The organism is Nostoc cycadae WK-1 (genome assembly GCF_002897135.1).
Lineage (GTDB): Bacteria > Cyanobacteriota > Cyanobacteriia > Cyanobacteriales > Nostocaceae > Nostoc_B.
This window is the reverse complement of record NZ_DF978433.1, coordinates 22496-48825: the sequence shown is the minus strand read 5'-3', so window position 1 is coordinate 48825 and position 26330 is coordinate 22496. Positions and strand designations below refer to the sequence as shown.

The window sequence follows — 26330 nt, the reverse complement described above, 5'->3', positions numbered from 1 at the left end:
GTGCTGCAAAATTTGCAAAATTGGAATATCTAGTTGAGGGATGAGGCACAGGGATTAGGAATTAGGGATTAAATTCAGCATAATTTTTCCTTAAATTCAGATTAATTTTTCTAGTACCTAGTACCTAATACTCAATACTCAATCCCAATGAAAAATAGTTAAGGAGTAACCAAAAATGCTGGCATACGTCCTAGCTTTGGTGGTCGGTCTTGGTAGTTTATTACTCTACGTATCAGCTTTCTTTTTCCCCGAAATCCATCGCAAGAATGATTTTATTTGGAGTGGCATTGGGCTGTTTTACGCTTTAGTTTTGTGGGTGTTTGCGCCACATATTGGAGGAGGATTATTACTAGGTCATGTGGCGAGTGTGGCTCTTTTAATTTGGTTTGGTTGGCAAACTTTATCACTGCGGCGACAAGTCACTCCGCTATTACAACAAACTCCAGTACCTAGTTCGGAAGCCGTGAAAACTTCTCTTCAAGAACAGGTGACAAAGTTATCTCTTTCAGAACGTTTTGGCAAGTTGCAACAAGGGTTGAGTAGCACTTTGGGCGGTGTGAAAGATAAAGTACAACCACCTGTCAGTAAAAATGTACCAGTAGATAAACCTGCTGTTGAGATTATTGACAAAACTACACCCATCCCAGAACCTGCTGCTGAAGAAGTACCTGCGACTACAGATGCTGCACCTGTAACTGAAGTTGTTCCAGAAGTAATTCCACCCCATCCCCCATCCCCGGAATTGGTGGAAGCCGCGCAAGTACATCCTGAAGCGGAAAACAAAGAACCCATCCCCGTAGAAGAAATTGCGCCTGATGCGGTGCTTGCTCCCCCCGCTGAAGCACCACCGGAACAAATACCGCCAAATAGTTAAGTTAGTTAAATTTTGTAAAACCCAGCTTGAATTAATATCATGTTGGGTTTTGCTGTGATCAAAGTTGTTAGTGGCGATCGCACAAATTAAACTATCTACTAGATAAACGAGAAAGATAGAAGTCTTATTGAGTCAACACAATTAAACACTGCTAAAAATTAGTGTATTTTAAGCAGTGCAACCCGTTAACTTAACCTTACAGTAATGCCTGAAATCGTGCATCTTCTCGAATGCTATCAAAATCAGGGTTTGTTTTTGCTTCTCTACGGCATCGGAAAGAGTTGATATTTATTGCTTTTTGTAGGTTCTCAATTGCTAACTCAATATTTCCTTGCAAGGAATAACAGCAAGCTTTGCCATAATATCCACTCTCATCATCAGGTTTTAGTTCTATAGCTTTGCCACAACTAGCTATTGCTTCTTGGTAGCGTCCTGCACGAGCTAGTACAATACCTTGATTAGCCCACCATAGAGGATAGTCTGGCTGAAGTTTTAAAGCTTCTTTGATATTAGCCAATGCTTCATCATAAAGACCTAAAAAACTCAGATTTAAACTCCTATCACTCAAAAAATCTGGTTCATTCGGTATAATGTTTAACGCCTTATTAAGGCTAGACAATGCTTCATCATAACGCTTTAATGACAAGAGCAAAGACGCTCTATAGTACAACGCTTCCGGGTAGTCATTTTGAATTTCAATAGCTTTGTCAAAACTAGCTAATGCTTCCTCGTAACACTCTAAGTTTCCCAGCATAGCGCCTCGATTTAACCATGCTTTTAGATAATCATTTTGAAGGGCGATGGCTTTATCAAAACTAGCTAATGCTTCCTCGTAACGCTCTAAGTTTCCCAGCATAACGCCTCGATTTAACCATACTTGTGGATAATCATTTTGAAGGGCGATGGCTTTATCAACACTAGCTAATGCTTCTTCGTAACGCTCTAAGTCATCCAGTACATTACCTCGATTTGACCATGCTTCGAGTAAGTCATCCTTAATTTCTATGGCTTTGTCATAGTTAGCTAATGCCTCTTTATATTCTTTCAATTCATACAGCAAATTACCGATATTTGAGAACAGACGACTGCTGGATTCAGGATGAGTATTAGTAGAAATAAATTCAGCTTGCTCAATTGCCCGTAGTAGCAAATCTTTTCGCTGATTAGGATGGCTCCTTAAGGATTTATATAAAAGCCCAGCATATTTACCCAAACCATCTTTTAAAAAGTCAACTTGAGTAAAACAATGTCTTAATGCTGCTTCTATCTCTTCTTTAGAAGGGCCTGTTCCATCTTGATAGTTAATCTCATATTTAGCTGGATCATTTGCTAAAATCATCCAACTAAATAGAAATCCCAATTTTATGTTTTTCAAAAACCTCTCAGTTGAATCAGGTAATAGGCGATAATTTTCTACTGCTAATTCTGTAACAACTGCTGCAAAAGGAATCATTACTACTTCAAGTTGCTTCATATAGCGAGAAGCAAATAAATGGTAAATGAATTCACGCTGACCCTCATCCCTCCTTGCAAACAGAGCATGATAAATAAATTCAGCAGTACATTGTCGCCAATCAGCATTTTCATATTTTTCTGGCTCAGGGCTATCTAGTGCAACTTCTTGGTTTGCCCATTGCTCAAAATATTTAGCCAGTAGTTCATGTGTTTCTCGAAATCGGGTTTTATCATCCTGGCAAAACGAAAGGCGAAAAATATCACGGGCTACATCATCAAGTCGGTAGCGACCTTGAACAAACTCAACAAAGTCACATTTTGTTAGCCAATCAAAACAGTTGCTATTTGCACAAGCACCAGTTGCAAAATCTATTCCTTTCTTTTGCATTAAATACTCAATCAATGAGCGGTCAAACCAACGACAACAGGCGGCTAATTGAACTATCTGCTTTTGCTGTGTACTCAATCCTTGCAGTAGCAGATTAGTAATCGCTTGGTTGCCCCGCGAAAAATCAATATCTCTATTTGCTTCCTTTTCGCGTTTAATCCAGTTTAGGTAATAAGGTAAACCTTTAGTCGCGTTATATATTTTTTGAATATCACCAGATTTGGTAATGCTTATATGTTGAAGATATTCTTTAGTTTGTTCTTTACTAAATTCATCTAGTTTTTGTTCATATATCAAATCCCGATCCTGTTGTAACTTTCGCCAACTTTCTTTTTCAAGTAAAGAACGTCTTCCAGCTACAACAATACGAACACGATAAGATTTTAATGTTGTATCTTCTAATAAATATTGCCAGAGCCAAGTATCAATATCTGAAGGTGCTTTTTCATAAGTATCTAAAATCAGCACAATTGACTGCTTTTGTTTATGAGCTTTTTGTATTAAAGCTTGAGCAAAGGCATGAGTTAACTTTGGTATTGGTTCCAGCATTAACTCTTGAAGCTCTTTGTTATTCCTCGTGGCTGGATGCTTTTGCAATAGTTCTTGCATACGCTCTTTACTAGATTTAATGGCCTGTGGCGCATCTGATAGCATTCCTCCAGTCTTGACCGCAGCATCCAGACCTAAACTTAACGCTGTTGCGGAATCTCCAAAGTAAGCTGCACCTGTCGCTAGTAACATTCCTGTTCCGAGTTCAAGCCAATCTTTAACCGTGTTTTGTTGTTCTGTATCAACTGATTTGCCTTGAACTGGTTCAGTTTTTAACTTATAAAAAGTTTCTTCATATTGCTCATAAAGTGTTATAAATGGGTCAGGTTTAGACAAAATATCTGTTCGTAAAAGTCCGGTAGGTTTTGGTAATAGCTCATAAAGCTTCACCATTAACTTCAGTGGTGTTTCGATACCTGCTGTAAGACCAAATGACACTTCTGCAAAATCAGCTTGCGGCTCGTGCATCTCTTTGAGTTTCTTTGTCAGGGTGGTTTTGCCAACTCCCCCAAACCCATAAATTTGAAATAGTAGTGGGTTAGAGTCTGGAGATTCCAGTGCTTTTGTAAATTTAGTGAGAAAGTCTTGCGCTTGCTTACGCGATATGTAGTAAGGTACGGGAGATGTCATCTGGCAATGCAAATATTGAAGTAAGATGTATAGATTTTAGCTATTACAACATTAGAAAGCATATTAACTAAAGCTAATCTAATAATTAATTTCTGTGAAATGGAATCCGTACTTTTTCAATTTCTCATATTTAAAGTGCTAATAATTACCAAAATCTCTGCGAGTGAGCAAAAGAGGTAATTTTAGACTTCCTGCCATCTTCTATAATTGATAAAACCTGCACATATATTCTTAGGCATGAAGCTGTGACGGAAACTGGAAGTTACAAAGACACTGTAAATCTACCTAAAACTAATTTTGATATGCGGGCTAACGCCATCAAGCGTGAACCCGAAATTCAAAAGTTTTGGGCAGATAATCAAATTTTTGAACGCCTGTCGCAAGAAAATCCAGGCGAATTATTTATACTGCACGATGGCCCTCCCTACGCAAATGGCTCTCTGCATATTGGTCATGCCTTAAATAAAATTCTCAAAGATATTATTAATCGCTACCATTTGTTACAAGGGCGAAAGGTTCGTTATGTGCCTGGTTGGGACTGCCACGGCTTACCCATTGAACTGAAAGTTTTGCAAAATCTCAAGTCGGCAGAACGGCAAAGTTTAACGCCTTTGCAATTGCGCCAAAAAGCTAAAGAGTTTGCTTTAACAACGGTAGATGACCAACGTCAAAGTTTCAAACGCTACGGTGTTTGGGGTGACTGGGATAACCCATATTTAACGCTGAAGCCGGAATATGAAGCGGCGCAGATTGGTGTATTTGGTCAGATGGTGTTAAAAGGATACATCTATCGCGGGTTGAAGCCGGTTCACTGGAGTCCCAGTTCTAAAACGGCTTTGGCTGAGGCGGAGTTGGAATATCCTGAAGGTCACACTTCGCGGAGTATCTATGCTGCGTTCCCTGTTACTGGTTTGGCGGAGGCGGCAAAATCAGTGTTGGGAGAGTATCAGTCAGAGTTGGGTGTGGCTGTCTGGACTACTACGCCTTGGACAATTCCCGGTAACTTGGCGGTGGCAGTGAATGGAGATTTGAATTACGCGGTGGTGGAAGTTTCGCGCCCAGACGCTCAAAGTAATTTTAAATACCTTATTGTGGCGGCTGATTTGGTGGAACGTTTGGCGGCGACTATCTCGGCCCAGTTAACGGTGAAGGCGACTTTTAAAGGTAAGGAGTTAGAACATACTACTTACCGTCATCCTTTATATGACCGCGAAAGCCCGGTTGTAGTTGGTGGTGATTACATCACTACTGAGTCGGGTACTGGGTTGGTACATACTGCCCCTGGTCACGGTCAAGAAGACTACATTGTTGGTCAGCGTTACGGTTTGCCTATTCTTGCGCCAGTGGATGATAACGGCAACTTTACTGAGGAAGCGGGACAGTTTGCTGGGTTGAATGTGCTGGGTGATGGAAATCAGGCGGTCATTGATGCGCTGACGGCGGCGGGTTCGCTGTTGAAGGAAGAACCTTACCAACACAAGTATCCTTATGACTGGCGGACGAAGAAACCAACGATTTTCCGGGCGACGGAACAGTGGTTTGCTTCGGTGGAAGGATTTAGGGAAGAGGCACTGAAGGCGATCGCATCGGTAAAATGGATTCCAGCCCAAGGTGAAAATCGCATCACGCCAATGGTGGCGGAACGTTCTGATTGGTGTATCTCTCGTCAGCGTGCTTGGGGTGTGCCAATTCCCGTATTTTATGATCAGGAAACGAACGAACCTCTGTTAAATGAGGAAACTATCAACCACGTTCAAGCTATCATTGCCGAGAAAGGTTCTGATGCTTGGTGGGAATTGTCTGTAGAGGAATTATTACCAGAGTCCTATCGCAACAATGGCAAGTCTTACCGCAAAGGTACAGACACAATGGATGTATGGTTTGATTCTGGTTCATCTTGGGCGGCTGTTGTTAAGCAACGTCCAGAGTTACGCTACCCCGCCGATATTTACTTGGAAGGTTCCGACCAACATCGCGGTTGGTTCCAGTCAAGTTTGCTGACTAGTGTAGCGGTAAATGACATTGCACCTTATAAAACTGTATTAACTCACGGCTTTGCTTTGGATGAGCAGGGGCGTAAAATGAGCAAATCAGAAGGAAATGTGGTTGACCCCAATGCAATCATTGAAGGCGGGAAAAATCAAAAATCAGACCCAGCTTATGGTGCAGATGTATTGAGATTGTGGGTATCATCAGTAGACTATTCTGGTGATGTCCGCATTGGGAAAAATATCATCAAGCAACTAAACGATGTACGCGGGAAGATTCGCAATACAGCGCGGTTCTTGTTGGGTAGCTTGCACGATTTTGACCCAGAAAAAGATGCAATTCCCTTTGAGGATTTGCCCCAGTTAGATAAATATATGTTGCACCGCATTCGTGAGGTGTTTCAAGAAGTAACGGAAGCGTTTGAAAGTTTCCAATTCTTCCGTTTCTTCCAAACTGTGCAAAATTTCTGTGTGGTGGATTTATCTAACTTCTATTTAGATATCGCCAAAGATAGGCTATATATCAGTGCGCCCAATGCTTTCCGCCGTCGCAGTTGTCAGACAGTGATACACATTGCTTTAGAAAATTTAGCACGAGCGATCGCACCTGTTCTCTGCCACACTGCCGAAGATATCTGGCAATATCTACCTTATAAAACACCTTACAAATCAGTGTTTGAAGCTGGTTGGGTGCAGGTAGAGGATAAATGGCATAATCCAGAGTTGGCAGAATCTTGGCAACAATTACGCCAGTTGCGTACTGATGTAAACAAGGTTTTAGAACAAGCTAGGATAGAAAAAATGATTGGTTCTTCCCTAGAAGCTAAAGCTTTGATTTACGTCAAGGATGAAAAATCTCGCACTACCATTGCAACTTTAAATCCTGTTAGCGGTAACGGTATCGATGAACTGCGCTATTTATTCCTCACTTCTCAGGTAGAGTTATTAGATTCGCCTGAGAAATTGCAAGATGTGAAATATAACTTGCAGTCTGATAATTGGGGAATTGGGGTAGTGAATGCAGAGGGTGAAAAATGCGATCGCTGCTGGAACTACTCAACTCATGTGGGAGAATCAGCAAAGCATCCTTTATTGTGCGAAAGGTGCGTTTCTGCCTTAGCTGGTGAATTCTAATTTTTGCGCCATCAGAAGCTTTGTTGCTTCTTGAGCAGTGAATTTGATTAACTTAACCCCTTTCCATATTGGAGAGGGGTTTAAATATTTGTGGTCTTGGGAAAAGTTAGGCGATCGCGATAACTAGCAGATAATATAGCTATGTTTCGCGTTCTGATCTCAAATAGAAGTGCGATCCCCATCTCTGTTATCTTCCATCACCCAGAAATTCAGCAAAAATCTGGCAGAAATTCACAAATAATTATGATTAATGCCATAAATCTCATCAATTTTTGCTTTTATTGCTTTAATTTTGAATTTTCCCAGCATTAGTAAATTAACGTATTGATTTGCAGAAGTATTGATCTGCTTATTCAAGTTAAAAAGAAAAGCGATCGCTATTTCAAAATTGCGATCAGTGAAATACTTAAGAAAGCCTTAAGTATTTCTATATTTCTATCTCAGGTGTAAGTAAATAAATAGAATAGTGGGTGAAATATGGAGATACACGTAAATTTTTTAGGAGCTATTAAAATGCAGAATTTCCGTCTTAACTCCACAATTTCTAAATCATGGATTCCTGAAAATCGGACAAAAAAGCTGACAGGTTTAATAGAATGGTGCAAAATTGTTCATGCCTGCATAGAATCTGGGCAGATAGATGATGCGAAGATTTTTTTAGAGCAAGCAATTCATGAAGCTGAAATGCCAAGTAGAGAATAAATTAATTTATATCGGCATCAGGTCAAACTGGAAATGCTAAACAGACTCAATATACTTACGAAATACGAACAATGAAGGAGCCAGAATATTTTTCTGACTCCTTTTGATTAGAAGAATATACAAGAAGACTATTCACTTTGACTGAGTAGATTATGATTACAAAAAAACTATTGAGAATTCAGAAATCACCTCTCCTCTAACCCCTCTCCGACGCAGAGAGGGGCAAGATTTGGGTATGTATGAGTTCAATTATTTTCAAAATTACGCAAAGACCTGAAAACACGTAAATTCTTCCGCTTATTCTTTTGATGACTGATTAAATAATTATCAGCGTAACGAAAAGCTGCTGCACAATCGTAAGCCGCGATCGCTACAGCTTGCAAAAAAACCTGAATGGGAATTTCAAAGCTAGAAATTCTTTCTGTTAGCATTAATAATTCCCCATCTGTTGCAGGAATAGCAGTTTCTTCTGCCCATTCTGGTTCATTAAAAATGTCTTCAATTAGCGCCTTGGACATTTTGCACCTCCCCAAAAGCATAAGAAGCAAAGCCTGCGATGAAATTTAACTGTTCTTCACGAGTTTGCAAGTTAACAGGTAGTTCAGCACTAGGAAATCCTAGTTCATTTAAAATATCCAAACAGTAAGCACTGGTTTGACTGTAAGAAGCTTGCTCCCATTTATGAGCTACTTCTTTTGCCATTTCCAGATTGACTCTAATAAATCTCATCGCAGGGCTAGTCATAAGTTGCACCCTAATAAACTGGATATTGGCAGTTTTGATCAGAACCCCAATTCAACGTAACCGTGATTTTGCTGAATTTATGAAGATGGCCAATTTGAATATCAGCGCATTTGCGTAATTAGCAAATGAGAGAATACGGAGATGATTAAGAATAAACAAAGACTTGTAATCACACCCGTACGTAAACACAGAGAGTATCTACTGACTAATTTGCACTTCTTCCGCAACGCGTTTGAGGCGACGCAGTTGGGCTTGCATATCTTCCTTTGTCCAAGATGCAGCAAAATTGTTGAATCCCCAACTAACGAGGGGGTTAGGAATAGTGAACTCGAAACGATTGACTAAGCGCGTTCCCTTTTCTACTGGTTGACATTCCCAGCGATCGCGTCCTTGAAAAAATCCTTGAAATTCCCAAACCACTAAACCCGGTTGTCGTTCTACCACAATGCTTTTCAAAGTTGGTTTAACTAGGGGAATTTGAATTATAAAGCGACTTTCACTACCTATATCCGTACTCCAAATCTCACCCACTGGTTCGCAGCGTAGCACAGGATTCAGCCAGCGAGACATCAGCGCTAAATCCGTAATACAGCGCTCGACAACCGCTGCTGTGGCATTAATTTGAATTGATTGTTCAAAAACTTGGGTCATGCCAATTAGTAATCCTGTTGCTGCCCTTAGATTAACTTAAAATTGGCTGTTGTCTGCAAGCTACATTTATGTGACAAAAAACCTGTTCTTACTCAAGCAAAATCCCATTGAAAATACAAAATATTTTTTTATTTGTAACAAATTAGCCTATCTATTAATTGCCTATATATATTTACTGGTAAATTGTTACGCAAAATCCGCGTAAACTTACTAGAGTGTAATTTTGCATCATCAAATCTACTCTACTGAGTTGACAAGTATTTTTAACGAACACATAAGCTAAATTCCAAAAAACCATGAACACAACTTGGCCAGGGATATCCCGGTTGATAGACATGGGTTTGTCGATAAAGGGACAGCAATTTTTAGGACAATCGCCCAATCTGCCACTAGATCAACCGAGTGTAAACCAAGGAATTGCAGAACTCCAAGGAATTGGACAACAAGTAATTCTGTATACACCAAGATTGCTAGGGGCAGTGGCAATTCTGTTAGTAGGTTTACTGATTGCTGCCAGCATTGCCGCAGTGACGCGCGGTATCTTGAATCGCACGAACATTGATAATCGTATTGCAGCAGGGGTGACGGGACGCAGAGATGTTCCCCAGGTAGAGAAGTTAATCTCTAGTTTGGTCTTTTGGAGCATTATCTTACTAACAGTAGTGGCTGTCTTACAAGCACTAGGACTAGAGGTAGCTTCTCGACCACTCAATAGTTTTCTTGATCAACTGATTGGCTTTTTGCCAAAAGTGGTAGGTGCAGGAATTCTGTTAGGAGTTGCTTGGGTTTTAGCCAGTATTGTCAAAATTGTTACTTTGCGGGGATTGCAAGCATTCAAGCTAGATGAGCGTTTAAATCAAGACTCGCCCGAAGATAGTATTAGTCTCGATCGCATTTCTTTGAGTGAGACGATCGCCAGTGCTTTATATTGGTTTATCTTTTTACTATTTCTTGCCCCAGTTCTCGATACTCTGGGACTGCGGCAAGCTCTTTTACCAGTACAAGCACTGATTACCGAAATTCTCTCAATTCTCCCCAATATTTTGGCAGCAATTTTAATTGCGGTATTGGGATGGTTTTTAGCTAATATTGTCCGACGGATTGTGACTAATCTTTTAGCCACAACTGGCGTAGATTATTTAGGTAGTCGGTTTGGGCTTTCCTCAGCAATGGGCGCACAGTCTTTATCGACAATTATCGGCACAATTGTCTATGTTTTAATTTTGATTCCTGTGGCGATCGCCGCCTTGAATGCTTTAAAAATTGAGGCGATATCTGTACCAGCAATTACCATGCTGCAACAGATTTTAAATAGTTTGCCAGCTATTTTTACAGCCGCAGCAATTTTAATTATTGCCTTTTTTGTTGGGCGCTTTGTTGGAGATTTAGTTACTAGTATTTTGACTAGTTTAGGCTTTAACAATATTTTTGCGGTGCTTGGTTTGCCATCACCTGCTAGGCAAGAAGTCTATACCGAAACACAACCACTAGCACCACTCCGCACACCCTCAGAAATTGCTGGCATTATTACTTTAGTCGGCATTATGCTATTTGCCACAGTGGCAGCCGTGAATATTTTAAATATTCCTGCCCTGACAACATTGGTAACTGGCATTTTAATTATTTTGGGGCGGATTTTATCGGGATTAATTGTGTTTGCCGTCGGATTATTTCTGGCAAATCTAGCTTTTAGTTTGATTAGCAGTTCCGGCGATCGCCAAGCTAAAATCTTAGCTCAAGTAGCGAGAATTTCCGTTATTACTTTAGTTTCGGCAATGGCATTACAACAAATTGGTGTTGCCAGCGATATTGTCAATTTAGCATTTGGTTTATTGCTAGGTGCGATCGCTGTGGCTATTGCTCTGGCTTTTGGTCTGGGCGGCCGCGATATTGCCCGCGAACAAGTTAAAGAGTGGTTGGATTCTTTTAAAAGTAAGAGCTAAATTCACCAATTGAAAAACCCGCTTGCAGGCATGGATCACCATCTTGGGCGGGTTTTAAAATGCAATTATTGTGATTGTGTTACACAAGTGTCAAATCAGGATACTCTGCTAACAAATCATCGGAAGTTAAGGTATCACCTTCAGCTTGAGGAGTCCACAAAACTTCAATAGCTAACAGTTGCTCACCTGGAATACTACCAATTTGCCGCAAAGCTTGACGCAAGCTTTCTGTAGAGTTGATAGCGGGAGTTTCTAATTTACCTAAAGTGGCCGCCAACAAGGTAACGATAATGTATTCTCCGGGGCCTTCACTAATTAGCTTCGTTGGGTTGTCCAGTTCACTACTAGCAGGTAAAGCTTCTTTAGCAAGAGCCGCTTTAAGTTGGTTATTGACGTTAGAAAGGGTTTCTTCGCTAAATTTGCTGCGTTCTGCTAATGCTAAACGGTTGAACTGACTTTCAGCAGAGCTTAACTTAGCTTGTTGTGTACCACCGCCTGCATATACCCAATATTCTGGATGGCGGAGTAAAGCGAGACTAGTTTCTTGCAGTACTGCGGCTCTACCTTCGGGTGAGTTGGTATCAGCAATTTCAGCAATTTTGTTGAGTTCTGGTTGCAAATCACGGGCTTGAGCTAACAAACCAACTTGCAAACGAGTTACAGAAACATTGGGGTTGCTGTTATAACCAACGTCTTCTATTCCGTCACTGTTAGAACGGCGGAAACTTTGGACAAGAAAGTTAGCGATCGCAATAAAAATTAAAATCGAAAACAGACCGCCAAATCCCCCACCAAAACCCCACAAAGGTAGTAGGAAAGGAAAGCCAAATCCACCACCAGGATAGTATCCACCACCACCAGGAGGTGCGTAAGTACGCGGTGTATAGGTACGGCCGCTAGAAGGCATTCTAAAAGAACCGCCGCCAATACGACCGCCACTGCGGGCAGCTAATGCGCCGTCAGCATGACCTAGTGCTAAAGCTAAAACTAGGCTGAGGACAAAGAACGTTTTTAACAGCGGTTTGATGGTTTGTTGTATTTTTTTACGCATAACACAGTCGCTTGAAAAATTTTATTGCTGATATTGCATCCTAAGCTGGTAGGATTTTTGCGGTATGTAGCTGATGCCAGCCCGCGACTAGTAAGCGAGTATTTAATTGGCAGTAGCTTTTTGTAACATCATTAACTGTTGCTACATCTTCAATTTACCGCGACTTATCCCAGGTACACAGCAGACGGAGGGGGGATTTCTGTAGTAGATTACCGTACCTTGGAACTTATGCTGGATAGTAGGAACTTTGGGATCAATTAATAATTGCCGTCAAATCAGGCTAAAGGTGGACGGCAGGATTGTCATGCTCAAGTTAAGACAAATTACTGCGATCGCACAGATTTTTAATTGAATTATTTGTAACGAAGACTATACTTATTCCCTCACCATCAACAGTCAGGTTCACTGGCTAAATATCTATAGTTGTGATTGAAAAACTCTGTGGCATTTTGGCTCATTATCAGCGATAATCTCAGCTAAACTATCACATAGCATAGATTTTTCTGACTTTCTGTAGCTTCTGGGAGCAATTTTTTTGGCTATTGCCTGAAGAGAAATTGTCTAAATAGAGTCAATTGTTACCAAAATCTATAATTAACAAACACTTCACACAAATAACAAGCCAATCTCTATTTTTAATGTTTTAAAATATTTTTTAAGGCTTGTTAATACATTCACTCAAAACCAACAGAATTGAGAATAATGTTTCTCACAGCCTGGAACGAGAGAGTGGTAATTTGGAATGCCAATATCTTGTATAAGTCTAATTTAATTAAAGTTTGTAAACACCACTTTGACAAAAATTATAGCTATTTAACGTTGATGTCCATCCAAATTTTAAATTTAGCTCAACGATAAATCAGCAAACATTAGGTTACAGAATACCAAAATTGTCAAGTACAAACTGCTACAAGTAGATGATACTGCGTTTCTTCCAATCTCGTTTAGCTAAAATATACTTAAAGGGAAAATTAGACACATAACTCATAATTTACCCAATGGCAAGATAGAAATAAATTGAGATTCCACATATAGTGGAAATAACAACAAGCTTAAGCAGAATTATCAAAGCAAATTTGTTACCAAAACAACTTACAGTAGTGGTTTTCACCTTGTTCAACTTCAGTAAGTTATTGGTGATTATAACTGCTGTTAAGCAATCAATTGTGCTGAGATATTCAGAATGAGGATAAATCTGGCTGACATTAATCTTAAAAAGCAAGAGCGCTTAGGAGTTGGGGAATATCATCGGTTAGAGCTAACTTAAATAAGCGGCTTTTTTACTTAACTTTAGTATGCAAAATCACAAACTTTTTTACTTAAAGTTACCAAAGTTAACATGGAACATATTTCTCAACTCACAACAAACATTAGAGAAAAAACATCATGTCCCGATATTTTAGTTATATCTCGTCTATTCTTACCAAAAGAAGCAGTTATTAGTGAATATCTCTACAATCGTTGTCTTCAAGATCCCGAACGAATTATTGTTTTAACTGCTAGTTGTGCAGGGGATAAAAAATTTGATGAGACTCAACAGTTTCCTATTTATCGCTGGCCAAGCTCACAATACTGGCTAGGAGGATTTTGGGGAAATATTCTCAACCCTTTGATAAATCTAGTTTGGTCATTTGTATTCGCAATTAAACTCTATTTTCGTTATCACTATCGTTATATAGAATGGGGACACACTTACGAATTTCCTTCCCTATTATTATTAAGCTATCTGTTACCTATCCGCTTTTTTATTTATTTGCATGGTCATGATATTCGCACTGTTTTAGGCAACCCAGTGTGGCGATCGCTGTTTAAATTAACATTGTCACGCGCCACAGGAATTGTTTGTAACAGCGCCTTTACCAGAGATTACCTCAGAAACGCGTTCCGCCTGCAAACTCCTACCCATGTAATTCATCCTGTAGTTAGACCTGAGAAATTTAGTGTCGGGACAAACCACAGCAATCTTGATGATTTACGCATGAAAGTGCGTCAAACTTACAATATTCCCCCAACAGCAATTGTCATTCTTTCAGTTGGACAACTGGTAAAACATAAAAGCTTTGAACGGGTGATTGAGAATCTGCCATTATTGCTAACTATTGGGATAGACGTTCACTACATACTCTGTGGTCAAGGTGCTTGTGAGTCACAACTGAAAACTCTAGCGCAACGTTTGCGCGTAGACCAGCAGGTACACTTTGCTGGACAAGTACCTGACAACGAGTTAGCAGGTTACTATGCGGCTTGTGATATCTTTGCCATGCTAACTTTGCATGATCCCAAAGCGAGATTTATTGATGGTTTTGGTGTGACATATTTAGAAGCAAGTTACTTTGGTAAGCCTGTAATTGCTTCGCGTTTAGGTTCTGTAACTGAGATCGTAAGTCACGAAGAGAACGGTCTATTAGTTAACCCTAAATCTGGCTATGAAGTTTTTCAAGCCTTTAAACGCTTGTGTCAAGACCAGCAATTGCGCGAACAACTTGGTCGCAAGGGTAAAGAATTAGCAAGGCGCAAAACTCTTCACCGGATGCTTTATCAAGAAAATTAACCACCGCCAACAATGGTGACAACTTCCAAGCGATCGCCTGGCTGTACTATAGTTTGTGACCAAAATTGGCGATGTAAAATTTCCCCGTTATACTCCACCGCCACCAAGCGCGGGTTGAAACCCAACTGCTGTAATAAATCAGGTAACAACGATGGAGAGGAACAAACGCGGGTTTCTCCATTTACCTGAAGGGTAATTTGCTCGGACATAAAATCAAGTATGAAGTATTGTTCTCCTGCCTTTTAACAAATGACCATTGACTAATGACCATTGACTCCCCACTCAATTTTGAATGCTTTCTTGTTGTGGTTTGACTCGATTTAGCTGAGATAGCAAGTATTGGGTAACTAAAGTAGGCTGTTCCGCTTGCATGAGCGATCGCACCACCGCCACCCTTTCGGCTCCCGCATCAATGACATCATTGATATTATTGGCATCAATGCCGCCAATGGCAAACCAAGGTATGGGACTATTTTGAGCAGCGTACCGGACATATTCTAAGCCGGCTGCGGCCTTACCTGCTTTCGTGGGAGTTTCATAAATCGGGCCGACACCGATATAATCTGCACCGTCGGTAATGGCTTTTTGCATTTCTTCAGAATTAGTGGTGGAACGACCAATTATCTTCTGTGGCCCCAATAATTGTCGCGCCATAGCGATTGGCATATCCTGTTGTCCCAGATGTACGCCATCGGCATCTATAGCTAAAGCTAAGTCTACGCGATCGTTCATAATAAACAAAGCGCCGTAAGCATGACATAGTTGCCGGAGTTTAGTGGCTTGTTCTAGCCGTACAGTGTCATCGGCGTTTTTATCCCGATACTGTAATAAGGTTAATCCGCCTTTGAGTGCAGATTCCACGGTGGCTAACAAAGTATCTGATGGGGATGTGACTAAATATAAATGCGATCGCCACAATAATTGATGACGCTGATAACCCATCAAATTGCTTTCTAGGGTGTAAACCCGATAGCGCATCTGCTTAAAAGCTTTGCCCATGTTTAAGTTATGCAGCTTACCGTATTCTTCCAATACTCGCAATGCTTCTTGGACACGGCAAAAGTTAGCTTGCAACAACGACTTAATCCCAGAACGTTGTTCTTCTTGCGGATGGGATAATTCAGTACCGATATCTCCTACTGTATCTCGCGCCGCCCGGATTTCCGCCGTATGCCATTTAGCTAACTCTTGTCGCAGGTATTTGCATTCCCCTGCTAACTGGACATTATTCAACCCAAAACGACACCACTCCTCAATGATGCGTAAGCCTTCACGAGTGCGGTCTAAATTAGCATCTAATATGCGGTAAACAACTTGCTGTATTTGCTCTTTTTGGCTATACGGCTCGACCATTACCACAACTCCATTAGTGCTTTCATAATAGTCAGCCTCTTTCATATATGCAATATTTTTAGCATCGTTAATTTACTAAGCAAGAGGTCTGAAGAACATAAAAGTATGAAGTGTGAAGTATGAAGTATGTAGAAACCCCTTGGGTAGCTTCCCGGAGGGTAATTTCATCTTTCAGCCTTTACCTTTCACCTTTGATAATCTCTTCATTAATTACTTTGTCTTCAAAATAGCCAATCGGTCAATATTGTGGGTAACATTATCGACATAATACTGTCTAAGGGTATAAGACTTTATTGTTATTTCTCAGGAGTATTGTAAAAATGGCTTCCCCTAATGTGTCTGGTCAATATCTTAGACTAGCGCTTAAGCGAGTAATCCTTAATCAACCGCATCCATCTCTAGACTTAGCTATACCTATAGCTTTTGGTTATTCATTTATGTTTCGTATGGGATTGGCAACCCTAACTTTGCTGGAAATCAACAGTAGCGCCGTTGCTCAGATGCCATCTATACCAGATCAGATGCCCCTTGGTGAAAGAAAACTTTCTCAGGTTAATGTCCTATTTGTCAACCCAAGTATCGGGGATGACACTACAGGCAATGGGAGCGATCGCACTCCTTTCAAAACTATTACTCAAGCAATACGAGTTTCTTCAGGCAATACAGTAATTATGCTGGCTCCTGGTAATTACAGTGCCGAAACTGGAGAGATGTTCCCCTTAATACTACGCTCTGGAATTACCATTCAAGGTGATGCAAGTAACAAAGGCAGCGGAATTACGATTCAAGGTGGTGGTACATATCTAAGTCGTAGTTATGGTGGGCAGAATGTGACGATTGTGGCTGCAAACCAAGCAGAGTTAACGGGGGTGACTGTCACCAATGCTAATCCCCGCGGTTATGGTTTGTGGATTGAATCAAGCAACCCCGTCATTTCCGACAATACATTTACAGGAAATACCCAAGATGGTGTGGCTGTCAGTGGTAATGGCACACCGACAATTAGTAAAAATTATTTTTATCGCAATGGAGCCAACGGTATTACCCTCAGTGGTAGTTCTCAGGCTAAGGTACAGGAAAATATTTTTCAAGAAACAGGTTATGGGGTCAATATCACCCAAAATGCCGCACCTGTAGTTATAGGTAATCAAATTCAGAACAATCGTTCGGGAATTTTAGTCCAAGGAAAGGCGCGTCCCATTGTTCGCAATAATTTAATTGCAGGTAGTCAAGAAGATGGTTTAGTGGCGATCGCCCAAGCGATGCCAGATTTAGGTACTATTACAGAAGCTGGTGGTAACGAATTTCGCAATAATACTCGCTATGATATTAACGCTAGTGCTGCCAAAGAAGCGATCGCAGCTACAGGCAATACTTTAATTGATAACCGCATCGCAGGTAAAGTAGATTTTAACGCTCAAACTGCTGCTATTACTGATAACCCTCCACCAACTACACCAAACACAGTTATCTCGGCAATCCCTACTAATCAAGAAATTAGCTTTTCTGCCACCGAAGTTTCTCCCACACCTAATCCTGTCGCTACATTACCGACAAAACCCATTACGCCCAAGAAATCTCCACAACAAAAATTAACTCCTCCCCCTGGCGGCTTCCCGATACCCAGCAGCTTAGTTGGACAACAACCATCAACCAACACTCAAGTTACTCCCACAGCTAAAATTACAACCCTACCAGTCCAGCAACCATCATCCCTACAGTTCAATTACGTCCAGATTGAACCTAACACCATTGAATTTGCTGCACCCGACTCTATACAAACACCAACTACAACATTACCCAGTCGAGGTCAAGCATCAGCCTTGACTTCTCCAGGTAGCGCAGCCCTTTTACCAGTTCCCAACGGCAATGTTCCCCTTGGCGATACGCGTAACCTGCGAAAAGTCCCAGTTCCTCAAACAGATACAACTGCTTACACTCAAAGTTATTTACAACCTGTCAGTGGCATACGTTACCGCGTCATTGTCGAAGTAGCAAACGAACAAGAACAGGAATTAGTGCGATATGTTGCCCCAGGTGCATTTTCTACCATCTGGCAAGGGCGTAAAGTTATGCAAGCAGGCGTATTTAGTAATCGCTCTAACGCTGATGAAATGTTAAAAAATCTCACCAGCAATGGTTTGCGAACTATTATTGAACCTTTGAATTAAACTCAATAACTTTAGGGTGGGCAATATCCACCTGATTTCGTCAATTTGTGGGGAATTGATGGTTAAAATTTCAACGCAAAGTAGCGCGAAGTTTGTTTAATTCGATCAGGACTGATTTTGCTATGTATAGCGGTAGTCAGATATGTTAGGACAACTTGAAAACTTGAATGCCAGAAATAGTAAGACTTTTCCTCCAGCATAGCTGCCTTCTGCTATACTTTCAACTTCAATTGCAACTCATCTTTAATGCGGTTGAGAATAGAGGCTTCATCTAGGTTAGCCAAAATTTTACTGATGACTGCTTTTGGCCCTTCTGGCCCCCAAGTTGCGCCATTGGCTAAATAAGCTTTAGTAACTTGACCAATGCCGTAAGAAGATACACCAGCTACACCAGCTTGGGTCAATGCAACTGTTACATAAGGCGCAAGGGTAGCACCTGCTGTAACTGGTGCAGAAATGCCAAGTAGGGTTTTCAAACCACTTAAACCCAAGTTGGCGAGTAATTCACTGACACCAATACCGCCCATACTCAGGGCAATTTTTTGCAGTAATCTAACAGCACCAGCTTCGGTCATCGGCATAGCGTAGAGTTTGGATAAACCTAAAATTAAAGCAATATCAATCACTATGCTACTCAGTATATCTACTACTGTAACCGGATTGAGGGCGATCGCCAGTGCTTTAGCCATCACAGCTTTCCAAATCAACTGATTGGCGTTCTGTTCGCGAATCAAGAGTTTGCGTTGTACCAGTTGCTCATTGACTGTATCTGCATACAACATTGAATTAAGGGCGACTAAAGCTTTTCCCTCACGCTGCAAAATCTCTAATATTTTCAGCTTCAATTCTTCTACTTGGGCATTCCCAGTCCGCATCTGCAAGCCTCTACTACCATCAGGGCGAATTACCGCTGTCTTAAGCAATGGTGAGGCGGCTGACATGACGATTTCTAAAGGCGTGAGTAATTCCTTGACCCTTTCATCTCGAATTTTTTCATAAATTGCCAGGCGGTCTGCTGCGGGATATTGGTCTACTTTGTTGAACACCAAAATTATCGGTTTCCCAGCTTCCCGCAATTGCGAAAGGGCTTGGTGTTCGATTTTAGTCATGTCTCCCGAAATCACAAACAAAATCAAATCGGCTTGTTTAGCGATTTGTTCCGCCAAAGCTGTACGAGTTTCACCATCAATTTCATCCAACCCAGGCGTATCAATGAGTTCTACCTGAGATTGACCCACACTCGGTAAAGTGACTCGCAAAGCTCGTTCTGTCGTACCAATTAGTTCTTCGTGAATACTCCAATTAACCCGCTGTGCGGCGCGAGTCACACCATGTAAAGGGCCAGTTTCAAATACAGGTTGTCCCACCAAAGCATTCAACAGAGATGATTTACCCCGTCCTACCATCCCAAAAGCAGCAATCTGCACAACCATCCGGTCTAACTTTGCCAACATAATTTCTAAATCAGCCAGTTCGGTTTCTAACCCTGCTTTTTCTCGTGGTGTCAAGTCAAGATTAGCTACCAAGTTTCGCAGTGCTGTTTGCGCTTGTTTATAATTCAGTTCCGCTTGAATGTCTTCAAAGCTAAAAATAGCACTATCTAGTTCTTCCTCCCAGTTAGGCGAGTTGCTTTGGTCTGGTTCTGGCAATTTAGAAGGCATGATAATCGGAGATTTTTGATTTACCTCATTTTTATCCTAGTTATTTTTACAGAATATGAGGGAAATTGTCTTCATAGACTGGCACTAATGAAAAGATAACTCACTCCGCGATCGCTCTTTCATCTCTTGATGGGCTTGGAGTGTCATAAAAAGTAGTAGAGTGAAAATTGCATCTATTAGCGTTAGGAATTTGACTACATCACCTGTGCGGAAAATTGTTATTGCCGGTAACTGGAAAATGTTTAAAACCCAGGCAGAGACTCAAGATTTCTTGCGAGGGTTTCTGCCTCATTTAGACGAAACGCCTGAAGAGCGAGAAGTATTATTGTGTCCTCCTTTCACCGATTTAAACATTTTGTCTCAAAGTTTGCATGGCAGCCGTGTACAACTGGGAGCGCAAAATGTTCATTGGGAAGATTCTGGAGCTTACACTGGTGAAATTGCCGCCCAGATGCTCACAGAAATTGGTGTCCGTTATGTAATTGTCGGTCATAGCGAACGAAGGCAATTTTTTGGCGAAACAGACGAGACAGTTAATCTGCGTCTGAAAGCTGCTCAAAAACATGGTCTAACCCCAGTTTTGTGTGTAGGGGAAACCAAACAACAACGCGATGCAGGACAAACAGAATCACTCATTACTACTCAGCTAGACAAAGACCTAGTGAATGTAGATCAAGATAATTTGGTAATTGCCTATGAACCAATTTGGGCAATTGGAACTGGTGATACTTGTGAAGCAAAAGAAGCTAACCGAGTTATTGGCTTAATTCGCAGTCAATTAAAAAACACCAATGTTTCGATTCAATACGGCGGCTCAGTCAAGCCTAATAATATTGATGAGATCATGGCTCAACCAGAAATTGACGGCGTGCTTGTGGGAGGAGCCAGTCTAGAACCTGAAAGTTTTGCCCGAATTGTCAACTATCAGTAGTCTTATGTGTAACGCCTTTTCCCTGGCTTTACCAGGGAATGGGAATCCCAATTTTGAATTTTGGATTGTAAAAGTAGTTAACATACAAGGCCGCTAAGATCAGTTTCGTATGTCTGGTAACTTAATCATTCGCGGGCGTTGTTTTGCATGGGGACAACGCACTTATTTAATGGGTGTGCTGAATGTGACACCTGATAGCTTTAGTGATGGGGGGGATTTTAATAGTAAATCTGCGGCGTTAGCTCAAGCACAAGCAATGGTAGCTGCTGGTGCTGACATGATTGATGTGGGTGGACAATCAACTCGACCGGGTGCAGAACAAATTACCCTAGATGAAGAATTACAGCGAGTTATCCCCATAGTACAGACGCTACGCTCGGAAATAACAGTGCCAATTTCTGTAGATACAACTAGAGCAGATGTAGCAAAAGCCGCAATCGAAGCTGGAGCCGATATTGTTAATGATATTTCCGCCGGGACATTTGATGTCGAGATGTTGCCGACAGTTGCTAGTTTAAATGTGCCAATAGTGTTGATGCACATTCGCGGAACACCTCAGACAATGCAACAAATGACAGAGTATGAAGATTTGCTAGGGGAGATAACAACTTTTTTAACAAGACAAATTACGGCAGCAACTAAAGCAGGTATTGACCTAGAGAAAATTATTATTGATCCGGGAATTGGTTTTGCTAAAAACTATGAGCAAAATTTACAGCTTTTGCGGAACTTGCGATCGCTCACATCATTAAACTGCCCTATGTTAGTAGGGGTATCGCGTAAAAGTTTTATTGGGCGTATTCTCAATCAACCAAATCCCAAAGCACGCGCCTGGGGAACAGCAGCGGCTTGTTGTGCTGCTATTGCCAACGGTGCTGATATTCTGCGAATTCACGATGTTAAAGAAATGCGCGAAGTCTCTTTAGTTGCTGATACATTGTTCAGATCAAGAGATTAGAGGCTAGACACTAGTGTTTTTACTCAGCACTCAGCACTTTTTTAACCTTGACCATTCCCATTACCTTCAGTACCTACCGTATCTCCCAACATTTGATCTAATGCTCCTTCTGATAAGCCTTGGTTGAGAAAGACAATTTTGGCATTGTTACTAGCACTAAGTTTTTGACTGGCTTCTACATGTTCTTGAGCCACAAGATACCGCAAAATATCCCGTGTTTCTGGTTTAGAAGTTATAGCTTCCGAAAGGATACGGATTGATTCTTTTGTAGCTTCGGCGCGTTTAATAGCGGCTTGTCTGTCGCCTTCAGCTTCTAAAATTGCTGCTTGTTTTTTAATTTCCGCCGCTTGTTGTTCGGCCATTGATTTCTGCACACTTTCTGGCGGTGTAATGCTTTGAATATCCACACGGATAATCTTCACACCCCATTTTTTACTTGTCTCATTCACAATCTGCAACAGTGATTGGTTCATTTGATTTCTGGCAGATGTGGTTTCCGATAATGTTCTATCGGCAATGTGAGTACGGAGTTCAACTGTGACTAAGTTAGATAAAGCCACCTGCATATCTTCAACTTTATAAAAGCTGTCTTCCATACTGCTAATTTGCCAAGTGACAACACCATCAACTTCCAAATAGACGTTATCTTTAGTAATTACTTTCTGAGGCTTAATGTCTAAAATCTGCTCTCTGGTGGTATCTTCCATCACAATCTGATCCACAAAAGGCACAATAAAGTTTAAGCCTGGTCTAAGTGTGCGGTGTCTTTGTCCTAAGCGTTCAACTAAGGCTTCATTACCTTCATTAATAATTTTGGCAGATCCTAACGCATAGCCTACAAGCGCTAAGACTATAGCAATAATTGGCTCCATAGATGCTCCTATGTAGTAATTGGGAGAATTAACTGTTAAGGATATGGTATTTCTCCTACCTTTTAGTCTAATCTCTAGAGTTTGTGCTTTTGTATGCACTCACTCACAAACACAGCATCTGTATAGTTGCTGTGTTTTAAGCAGACAAGAAAGATTGGCAGAATGCGATCGTTATTAAAGCACCTTGATAACATACTGGCAAGAAATTGACTCACTTCACTGCCAAATCCAGCCAAGGTTTGACATTTGTAGGTAAATCGGCATTCAGGCGTAAGGGTAATTCTGGAGTAGATAAAGATTGAGCATAAGCCGCTGTTAAAAATGGTTGGTAAGTCTGAGCCTCTGGTGTGAGTTGCTTGACAAAAGCTAAACTGACACCACGAATTAGCTGACGCAAGGGTTGGGTTTCTGCGCCGCGCTTTTCTGGAATAATTTGGGAAGCTTCACCAGTGGAATATGTGGGGTCAAGAATGCTTAAATGAGTCGCACCAATGGCAGTTAATAAATATTTATTACCTCGTAACTGAGTAAAAGGTCTAATTTGGTGAGTTAAGGCAGGAGTTAAAGCATCTTCAGTAGCGGTCAAAATTAACACAGGCTTATTAATCCGCGAGAGTCCCTGTTTACCAAAAAGTTTACCTGTAAGGGGGTTAAGTGTGATCGCACTTTTAACTCGCTCATCTTGCAACTGGAATTTTTTCCCTTTTAACGGTGTAGCTGCACATTGCAACCAATCACCAAGGGGGTCAACCAATCTGAGAGAAGTTTTGCAAAATTGTCGCACTTCCTCTAAATTAATTTCTCCACCCACCAAAGCTAAAGCGGTATAACCTCCCAAAGAATGACCAATTACAGTCACTTTCTCGGTGTTGAGTTTTCCTTGCAGTTGTCCTGGTTGAGTGTTGAGAATTGCCAGTTCGTTGAGTAAAAAACTCACATCCTTGGGTCGGTCAATAAATTCTGTAGCTGGGAGTAATTTTGCTAAATCTCCTTGATTAGCAGCGTTGCTAATTGCCACACCATTACTCCCAGGATGTTCAATAGCGGCTACGCTGATGCCGTGAGAAGCTAAATGACGCGCTAAATAGATGGCAAATCGACGGTTAGCTCCAAAGCCGTGGGAAATCACTACTAGTGGTGCTGTGGTGTCTGTTGTTTGACTCCAGTAAATGTCTACCGGAATGCTGCGTTGACGTTGTTTGTCTTGTAAAGTGAGTGTTTGCTGTTGTACTGGTGCTTGGCCTGTGGCGGCGGGGTCGAAACTAGGCCGAAAGGGTGTATTAATTTTAACTGCTAAATTTCTGGCGAGGATGCTGCCGAGGGCTTGGTTTTGTAAGTTGTTGGGGTTAAAATCCGTGGCAATTTGTAATATCTGAGTTGCGTCTAGGCTAATATTTTCCGTTGGGTAGGCTTTGAGGAAACTGACAACGCTCAAACCATTGACTTGCCGCAGACCGATACTCATCGTTGCTTGCAAACTTTCGACTGTACTGCCGGGAATAGCTGCTGTTAAGGATGTAATCAATTGTTTGCCTTGTGGCAAAAGAGTTAATTCATCGACAAATTTGTCGGCAAATTTTGGATCTACTTGCACTCGGCGATTGAGTAAGCCGCGTAATTCTGGTGTAAATAAAGATTCGTAAGCTTGGAGAGTTTTGGACAGTGTTCCAGTTTTAGCAAATTTTTCGATATCCGCGATCGCTACAGATTGCTGAAACGGGCCAAACCGAATAGTTACTGTTTCCGCGGCTAAAGTAGCTGGTATTGCTACACCCGAACTTAAAACCAGACCCAAACTAAATAACAAACCTTGCAAGAACGAACGCTTGCAAGGTTTGTTGCTTGGTTGAAACTGCAAAGAAGCTGCCATTTTCTTTGAACCAAAAGATTACCAGCTATGGGGACGAATAAACATGGAGTATTGTCCCCAATTTTTAGCTGTATCCTCAACTAAAATCCGGTGAAAAGTCTCAACACATTCAAAATCACACCAAAGGGGCCAGCGATCGCACCTAAAGTTTGACCAGTCTTAGCCAAACCATTACGACTAACTATAACCACATCGTTATTTCGCAGAATAGGATTAGTCGCCTCGTTAATTCCATCAGCAAAATTGACTTTGACAACGCGTTTGGTGACAGAACCATCAGGATTCAGCCGTACCAAATCTACAGCGGCTCTGCTGGCGGTGCTATCAAACCCACCAGCAGCCAGCAAGGCTTGGTTTAAAGAACTATTCGGCTTGAGTTCCGTAGCGCCTGGTCTTTTAACTTCACCGACAACACCCACTTGAATGGTGTTTGGAGACAAGGTTGTATTAGCTAGTTGGGTCGCTTCTGCGGCAGTCACATCAGTAGCAGTAGGGATCACAATTGTATCGCCGTCTTGCACAATAATGTCTTGATTGACATCACCACTCTGGAGTAATTGCCAAAGATTAACATCAATGTTTTGTTCACCACCAGTTCTAGTAGGACGGCGGAGTTTAAGACTACGAATGTCAGCTTGTCCGGTGATTCCACCTGCTAATTGAATTGCTCTGGTGACTGTAGGTAAACCGCCTGCACCCCCTTCTGCACCGCCACCACCTGTGGTCACAAGATAAGAGCCAGGACGGTTGACTTCACCAATAATGGCTACAGTCCGGGGTGTGCTGGGACTAGCAGCAAAGTTGCTGGCGGCTAAATTACGCGCGTCTGTTTTGTCGAAGTTAGATGCAGTCGGTACAAAGATAGTGTCACCATCGCGTAATGTAATATCTTGACCTATCTGACCTGTCTGTACAGCCTCTTTTAAGTTAAGGCTCACAAGTTGTTCACCACTGCGTCCAACTTTCCGCCTTACTTGTACTTGAGTGACATCTGCTGCTAAGGTCACGCCCTGGGCTGTGGTTAAAGCTGCTAAAACAGTTGGGTATTGTACGCCAGGATTATCCCCTGCGCCACCACTTAAGCTGAGAGTATAAGAACCAGGCCTTGTAACTTCTCCCGCAACAAAGATATTAATGGGGCGCGGTGATAACAGATTGACCGAAATTAAAGGGCGTTTTAAATAACGGGAGTATCTTCTGGCAATTTCATCAGATGCTTGTTCAGTTGTTAACCCCAAAACTGGAACACTGCCAATCAGAGGTAAAGTGATTGCTCCACCGGGAGGAATTTGATATTCACCTGTGTATTCCGGCACTTCAAATACATTAACCCGGATGCGATCGCCTCCACCTAAAGTATAATTAGTGTCTAGTTGCTGTGCAGTTGCTGGTGATATCTGTTGTGGCGGAATAATTGGTGTTCGATTCGGCGGTAGCGTTTGTGGTGTTGGTATTACTGGTTTTGAAGCTGGTAATACTGGTTGTCCCTGAGCTAGGCTGACGGGCGACACAGCAAAATTGATAGCTGTACAAAAAGCCACACCCATAACTGGCTGGGTGAGGAATTTCCATAAACCTGTGTTAAACATATTTACCTTAGACTCTGAGACTACGATCGGCAAAGTACTGTCTAAACATTTTAATTTGACTATACTTAAGTATTCCCGTTTCCCGACAATCTTATTTTCCTTGAAGGATACTCTTTTCCGGAAGCATAATTATTTATCAGAGTTGAATTTTTGGTAAAGTTAGCTTAAAGTTCAACTTACGCAGATGCGTATTCAGCATTTATTAATACAGGTTGTGATGGTAATTTACAAGCTAAGTAAGTGATTCAGATCCCCGAATTTTTAA

19 protein-coding genes are annotated in these 26330 nt (G+C 41.4%); 8 read left to right on the top strand and 11 right to left on the bottom strand.

Annotation, left to right across the window (positions count from 1 at the left end):
• Nucleotides 1-175 precede the first annotated feature (175 nt).
• A complete protein-coding gene (locus tag NCWK1_RS19030; protein ID WP_103125812.1) occupies nucleotides 176-874 on the top strand; it encodes a Ycf66 family protein in 699 nt (232 codons plus the stop codon).
• Nucleotides 875-1070: 196 nt separating this feature from the next.
• Here the strand turns inward: NCWK1_RS19030 and NCWK1_RS19025 are convergent, their stop codons facing one another.
• A complete protein-coding gene (locus tag NCWK1_RS19025; protein WP_103125811.1) occupies nucleotides 1071-3896 on the bottom strand; it encodes a tetratricopeptide repeat protein in 2826 nt (941 codons plus the stop codon).
• A gap of 245 nt (nucleotides 3897-4141) precedes the next feature.
• Between NCWK1_RS19025 and ileS the strand changes: the two genes are divergently transcribed.
• Entirely contained in the window at nucleotides 4142-7018 is a 2877-nt protein-coding gene (ileS, locus tag NCWK1_RS19020) for an isoleucine--tRNA ligase (protein ID WP_103125810.1), read from the top strand.
• Between the two features lie 513 nt (nucleotides 7019-7531).
• Nucleotides 7532-7720 (top strand): hypothetical protein, encoded by a 189-nt coding sequence (locus NCWK1_RS19015; protein WP_103125889.1) that lies wholly within the window; start codon nucleotides 7532-7534, stop codon nucleotides 7718-7720.
• 245 nt (nucleotides 7721-7965) lie between these two features.
• On the opposite strand, the gene NCWK1_RS19010 is transcribed toward NCWK1_RS19015, so the two are convergent.
• From NCWK1_RS19010 to NCWK1_RS19000, 3 genes are all read right to left on the bottom strand, one after another.
• Nucleotides 7966-8238, bottom strand: a complete 273-nt coding sequence (locus tag NCWK1_RS19010; RefSeq protein WP_096584317.1) for a hypothetical protein — start codon at nucleotides 8236-8238, stop codon at nucleotides 7966-7968.
• On the bottom strand, nucleotides 8219-8464 hold the full coding sequence (locus NCWK1_RS19005) for a hypothetical protein (RefSeq protein ID WP_015113319.1): 246 nt from the start codon (nucleotides 8462-8464) through the stop codon (nucleotides 8219-8221). Before NCWK1_RS19005 ends, NCWK1_RS19010 begins: the two co-directional genes overlap by 20 nt.
• A gap of 198 nt (nucleotides 8465-8662) precedes the next feature.
• Nucleotides 8663-9115, bottom strand: a complete 453-nt coding sequence (locus NCWK1_RS19000; RefSeq protein ID WP_103125809.1) for an SRPBCC family protein — start codon at nucleotides 9113-9115, stop codon at nucleotides 8663-8665.
• A gap of 296 nt (nucleotides 9116-9411) precedes the next feature.
• On the opposite strand from NCWK1_RS19000, the gene NCWK1_RS18995 reads away from it, so the two are divergent.
• Complete coding sequence (locus NCWK1_RS18995) at nucleotides 9412-11058, top strand: mechanosensitive ion channel (RefSeq protein WP_103125808.1); 1647 nt, start codon at nucleotides 9412-9414, stop codon at nucleotides 11056-11058.
• Nucleotides 11059-11137: 79 nt separating this feature from the next.
• Here NCWK1_RS18995 and NCWK1_RS18990 read toward each other — a convergent pair whose 3' ends face one another.
• On the bottom strand, nucleotides 11138-12109 hold the full coding sequence (locus tag NCWK1_RS18990) for a DUF1517 domain-containing protein (RefSeq protein WP_103125807.1): 972 nt from the start codon (nucleotides 12107-12109) through the stop codon (nucleotides 11138-11140).
• Between the two features lie 1339 nt (nucleotides 12110-13448).
• On the opposite strand from NCWK1_RS18990, the gene NCWK1_RS18985 reads away from it, so the two are divergent.
• Nucleotides 13449-14660, top strand: a complete 1212-nt coding sequence (locus tag NCWK1_RS18985) for a glycosyltransferase family 4 protein (RefSeq protein WP_103125806.1) — start codon at nucleotides 13449-13451, stop codon at nucleotides 14658-14660.
• On the opposite strand, the gene thiS is transcribed toward NCWK1_RS18985, so the two are convergent.
• Together thiS and NCWK1_RS18975 are read right to left on the bottom strand one after the other, a co-directional pair.
• Nucleotides 14657-14869: a sulfur carrier protein ThiS gene (gene thiS, locus NCWK1_RS18980; RefSeq protein WP_096584302.1), complete on the bottom strand. Its 213-nt coding sequence runs from the start codon at nucleotides 14867-14869 to the stop codon at nucleotides 14657-14659. The genes NCWK1_RS18985 and thiS overlap by 4 nt on opposite strands.
• A gap of 73 nt (nucleotides 14870-14942) precedes the next feature.
• Nucleotides 14943-16058: a thiamine phosphate synthase gene (locus NCWK1_RS18975; protein WP_096584299.1), complete on the bottom strand. Its 1116-nt coding sequence runs from the start codon at nucleotides 16056-16058 to the stop codon at nucleotides 14943-14945.
• A 275-nt stretch (nucleotides 16059-16333) separates the two neighbouring features.
• Here NCWK1_RS18975 and NCWK1_RS18970 point away from each other — a divergent pair, with 275 nt between their 5' ends.
• A complete protein-coding gene (locus tag NCWK1_RS18970) occupies nucleotides 16334-18184 on the top strand; it encodes a DUF1565 domain-containing protein (protein WP_103125805.1) in 1851 nt (616 codons plus the stop codon).
• A 212-nt stretch (nucleotides 18185-18396) separates the two neighbouring features.
• Here the strand turns inward: NCWK1_RS18970 and NCWK1_RS18965 are convergent, their stop codons facing one another.
• Nucleotides 18397-19845, bottom strand: a complete 1449-nt coding sequence (locus NCWK1_RS18965) for a GTP-binding protein (protein ID WP_096584293.1) — start codon at nucleotides 19843-19845, stop codon at nucleotides 18397-18399.
• Between the two features lie 205 nt (nucleotides 19846-20050).
• Between NCWK1_RS18965 and tpiA the strand changes: the two genes are divergently transcribed.
• Together tpiA and folP are read left to right on the top strand one after the other, a co-directional pair.
• A complete protein-coding gene (gene tpiA / locus NCWK1_RS18960) occupies nucleotides 20051-20776 on the top strand; it encodes a triose-phosphate isomerase (protein WP_096584290.1) in 726 nt (241 codons plus the stop codon).
• Nucleotides 20777-20885: 109 nt separating this feature from the next.
• Entirely contained in the window at nucleotides 20886-21734 is an 849-nt protein-coding gene (gene folP / locus NCWK1_RS18955) for a dihydropteroate synthase (RefSeq protein WP_103125804.1), read from the top strand.
• A 41-nt stretch (nucleotides 21735-21775) separates the two neighbouring features.
• On the opposite strand, the gene NCWK1_RS18950 is transcribed toward folP, so the two are convergent.
• The 3 genes from NCWK1_RS18950 to NCWK1_RS18940 form a co-directional block, all read right to left on the bottom strand.
• The gene (locus NCWK1_RS18950) at nucleotides 21776-22606 is read right to left on the bottom strand and encodes an SPFH domain-containing protein (RefSeq protein WP_103125803.1); all 831 of its coding nucleotides are present in this window, start codon (nucleotides 22604-22606) and stop codon (nucleotides 21776-21778) included.
• A gap of 211 nt (nucleotides 22607-22817) precedes the next feature.
• Nucleotides 22818-24476 (bottom strand): alpha/beta hydrolase, encoded by a 1659-nt coding sequence (locus tag NCWK1_RS18945; protein ID WP_103125802.1) that lies wholly within the window; start codon nucleotides 24474-24476, stop codon nucleotides 22818-22820.
• A gap of 80 nt (nucleotides 24477-24556) precedes the next feature.
• On the bottom strand, nucleotides 24557-26065 hold the full coding sequence (locus NCWK1_RS18940; RefSeq protein WP_103125801.1) for a polysaccharide biosynthesis/export family protein: 1509 nt from the start codon (nucleotides 26063-26065) through the stop codon (nucleotides 24557-24559).
• Between the last annotated feature and the right edge of the window lie 265 nt (nucleotides 26066-26330).

Coding starts and splice junctions, on each gene's coding strand:
- NCWK1_RS19030 (WP_103125812.1), top strand. CDS start 176: ATGCTGGCATACGTCCTAGCTTTGGTGGTCGGTCTTGGTAGTTTATTA.
- NCWK1_RS18995 (WP_103125808.1), top strand. CDS start 9,412: ATGAACACAACTTGGCCAGGGATATCCCGGTTGATAGACATGGGTTTG.
- NCWK1_RS19005 (WP_015113319.1), bottom strand. CDS start 8,464: ATGACTAGCCCTGCGATGAGATTTATTAGAGTCAATCTGGAAATGGCA.
- folP (WP_103125804.1), top strand. CDS start 20,886: ATGTCTGGTAACTTAATCATTCGCGGGCGTTGTTTTGCATGGGGACAA.
- NCWK1_RS19010 (WP_096584317.1), bottom strand. CDS start 8,238: ATGTCCAAGGCGCTAATTGAAGACATTTTTAATGAACCAGAATGGGCA.
- NCWK1_RS18965 (WP_096584293.1), bottom strand. CDS start 19,845: ATGCCTTCTAAATTGCCAGAACCAGACCAAAGCAACTCGCCTAACTGG.
- NCWK1_RS18940 (WP_103125801.1), bottom strand. CDS start 26,065: ATGTTTAACACAGGTTTATGGAAATTCCTCACCCAGCCAGTTATGGGT.
- NCWK1_RS19025 (WP_103125811.1), bottom strand. CDS start 3,896: ATGACATCTCCCGTACCTTACTACATATCGCGTAAGCAAGCGCAAGAC.
- NCWK1_RS18985 (WP_103125806.1), top strand. CDS start 13,449: ATGGAACATATTTCTCAACTCACAACAAACATTAGAGAAAAAACATCA.
- thiS (WP_096584302.1), bottom strand. CDS start 14,869: ATGTCCGAGCAAATTACCCTTCAGGTAAATGGAGAAACCCGCGTTTGT.
- NCWK1_RS19015 (WP_103125889.1), top strand. CDS start 7,532: ATGCAGAATTTCCGTCTTAACTCCACAATTTCTAAATCATGGATTCCT.
- NCWK1_RS19000 (WP_103125809.1), bottom strand. CDS start 9,115: ATGACCCAAGTTTTTGAACAATCAATTCAAATTAATGCCACAGCAGCG.
- NCWK1_RS18975 (WP_096584299.1), bottom strand. CDS start 16,058: ATGAAAGAGGCTGACTATTATGAAAGCACTAATGGAGTTGTGGTAATG.
- NCWK1_RS18990 (WP_103125807.1), bottom strand. CDS start 12,109: ATGCGTAAAAAAATACAACAAACCATCAAACCGCTGTTAAAAACGTTC.
- NCWK1_RS18950 (WP_103125803.1), bottom strand. CDS start 22,606: ATGGAGCCAATTATTGCTATAGTCTTAGCGCTTGTAGGCTATGCGTTA.
- NCWK1_RS18970 (WP_103125805.1), top strand. CDS start 16,334: ATGGCTTCCCCTAATGTGTCTGGTCAATATCTTAGACTAGCGCTTAAG.
- NCWK1_RS18945 (WP_103125802.1), bottom strand. CDS start 24,476: ATGGCAGCTTCTTTGCAGTTTCAACCAAGCAACAAACCTTGCAAGCGT.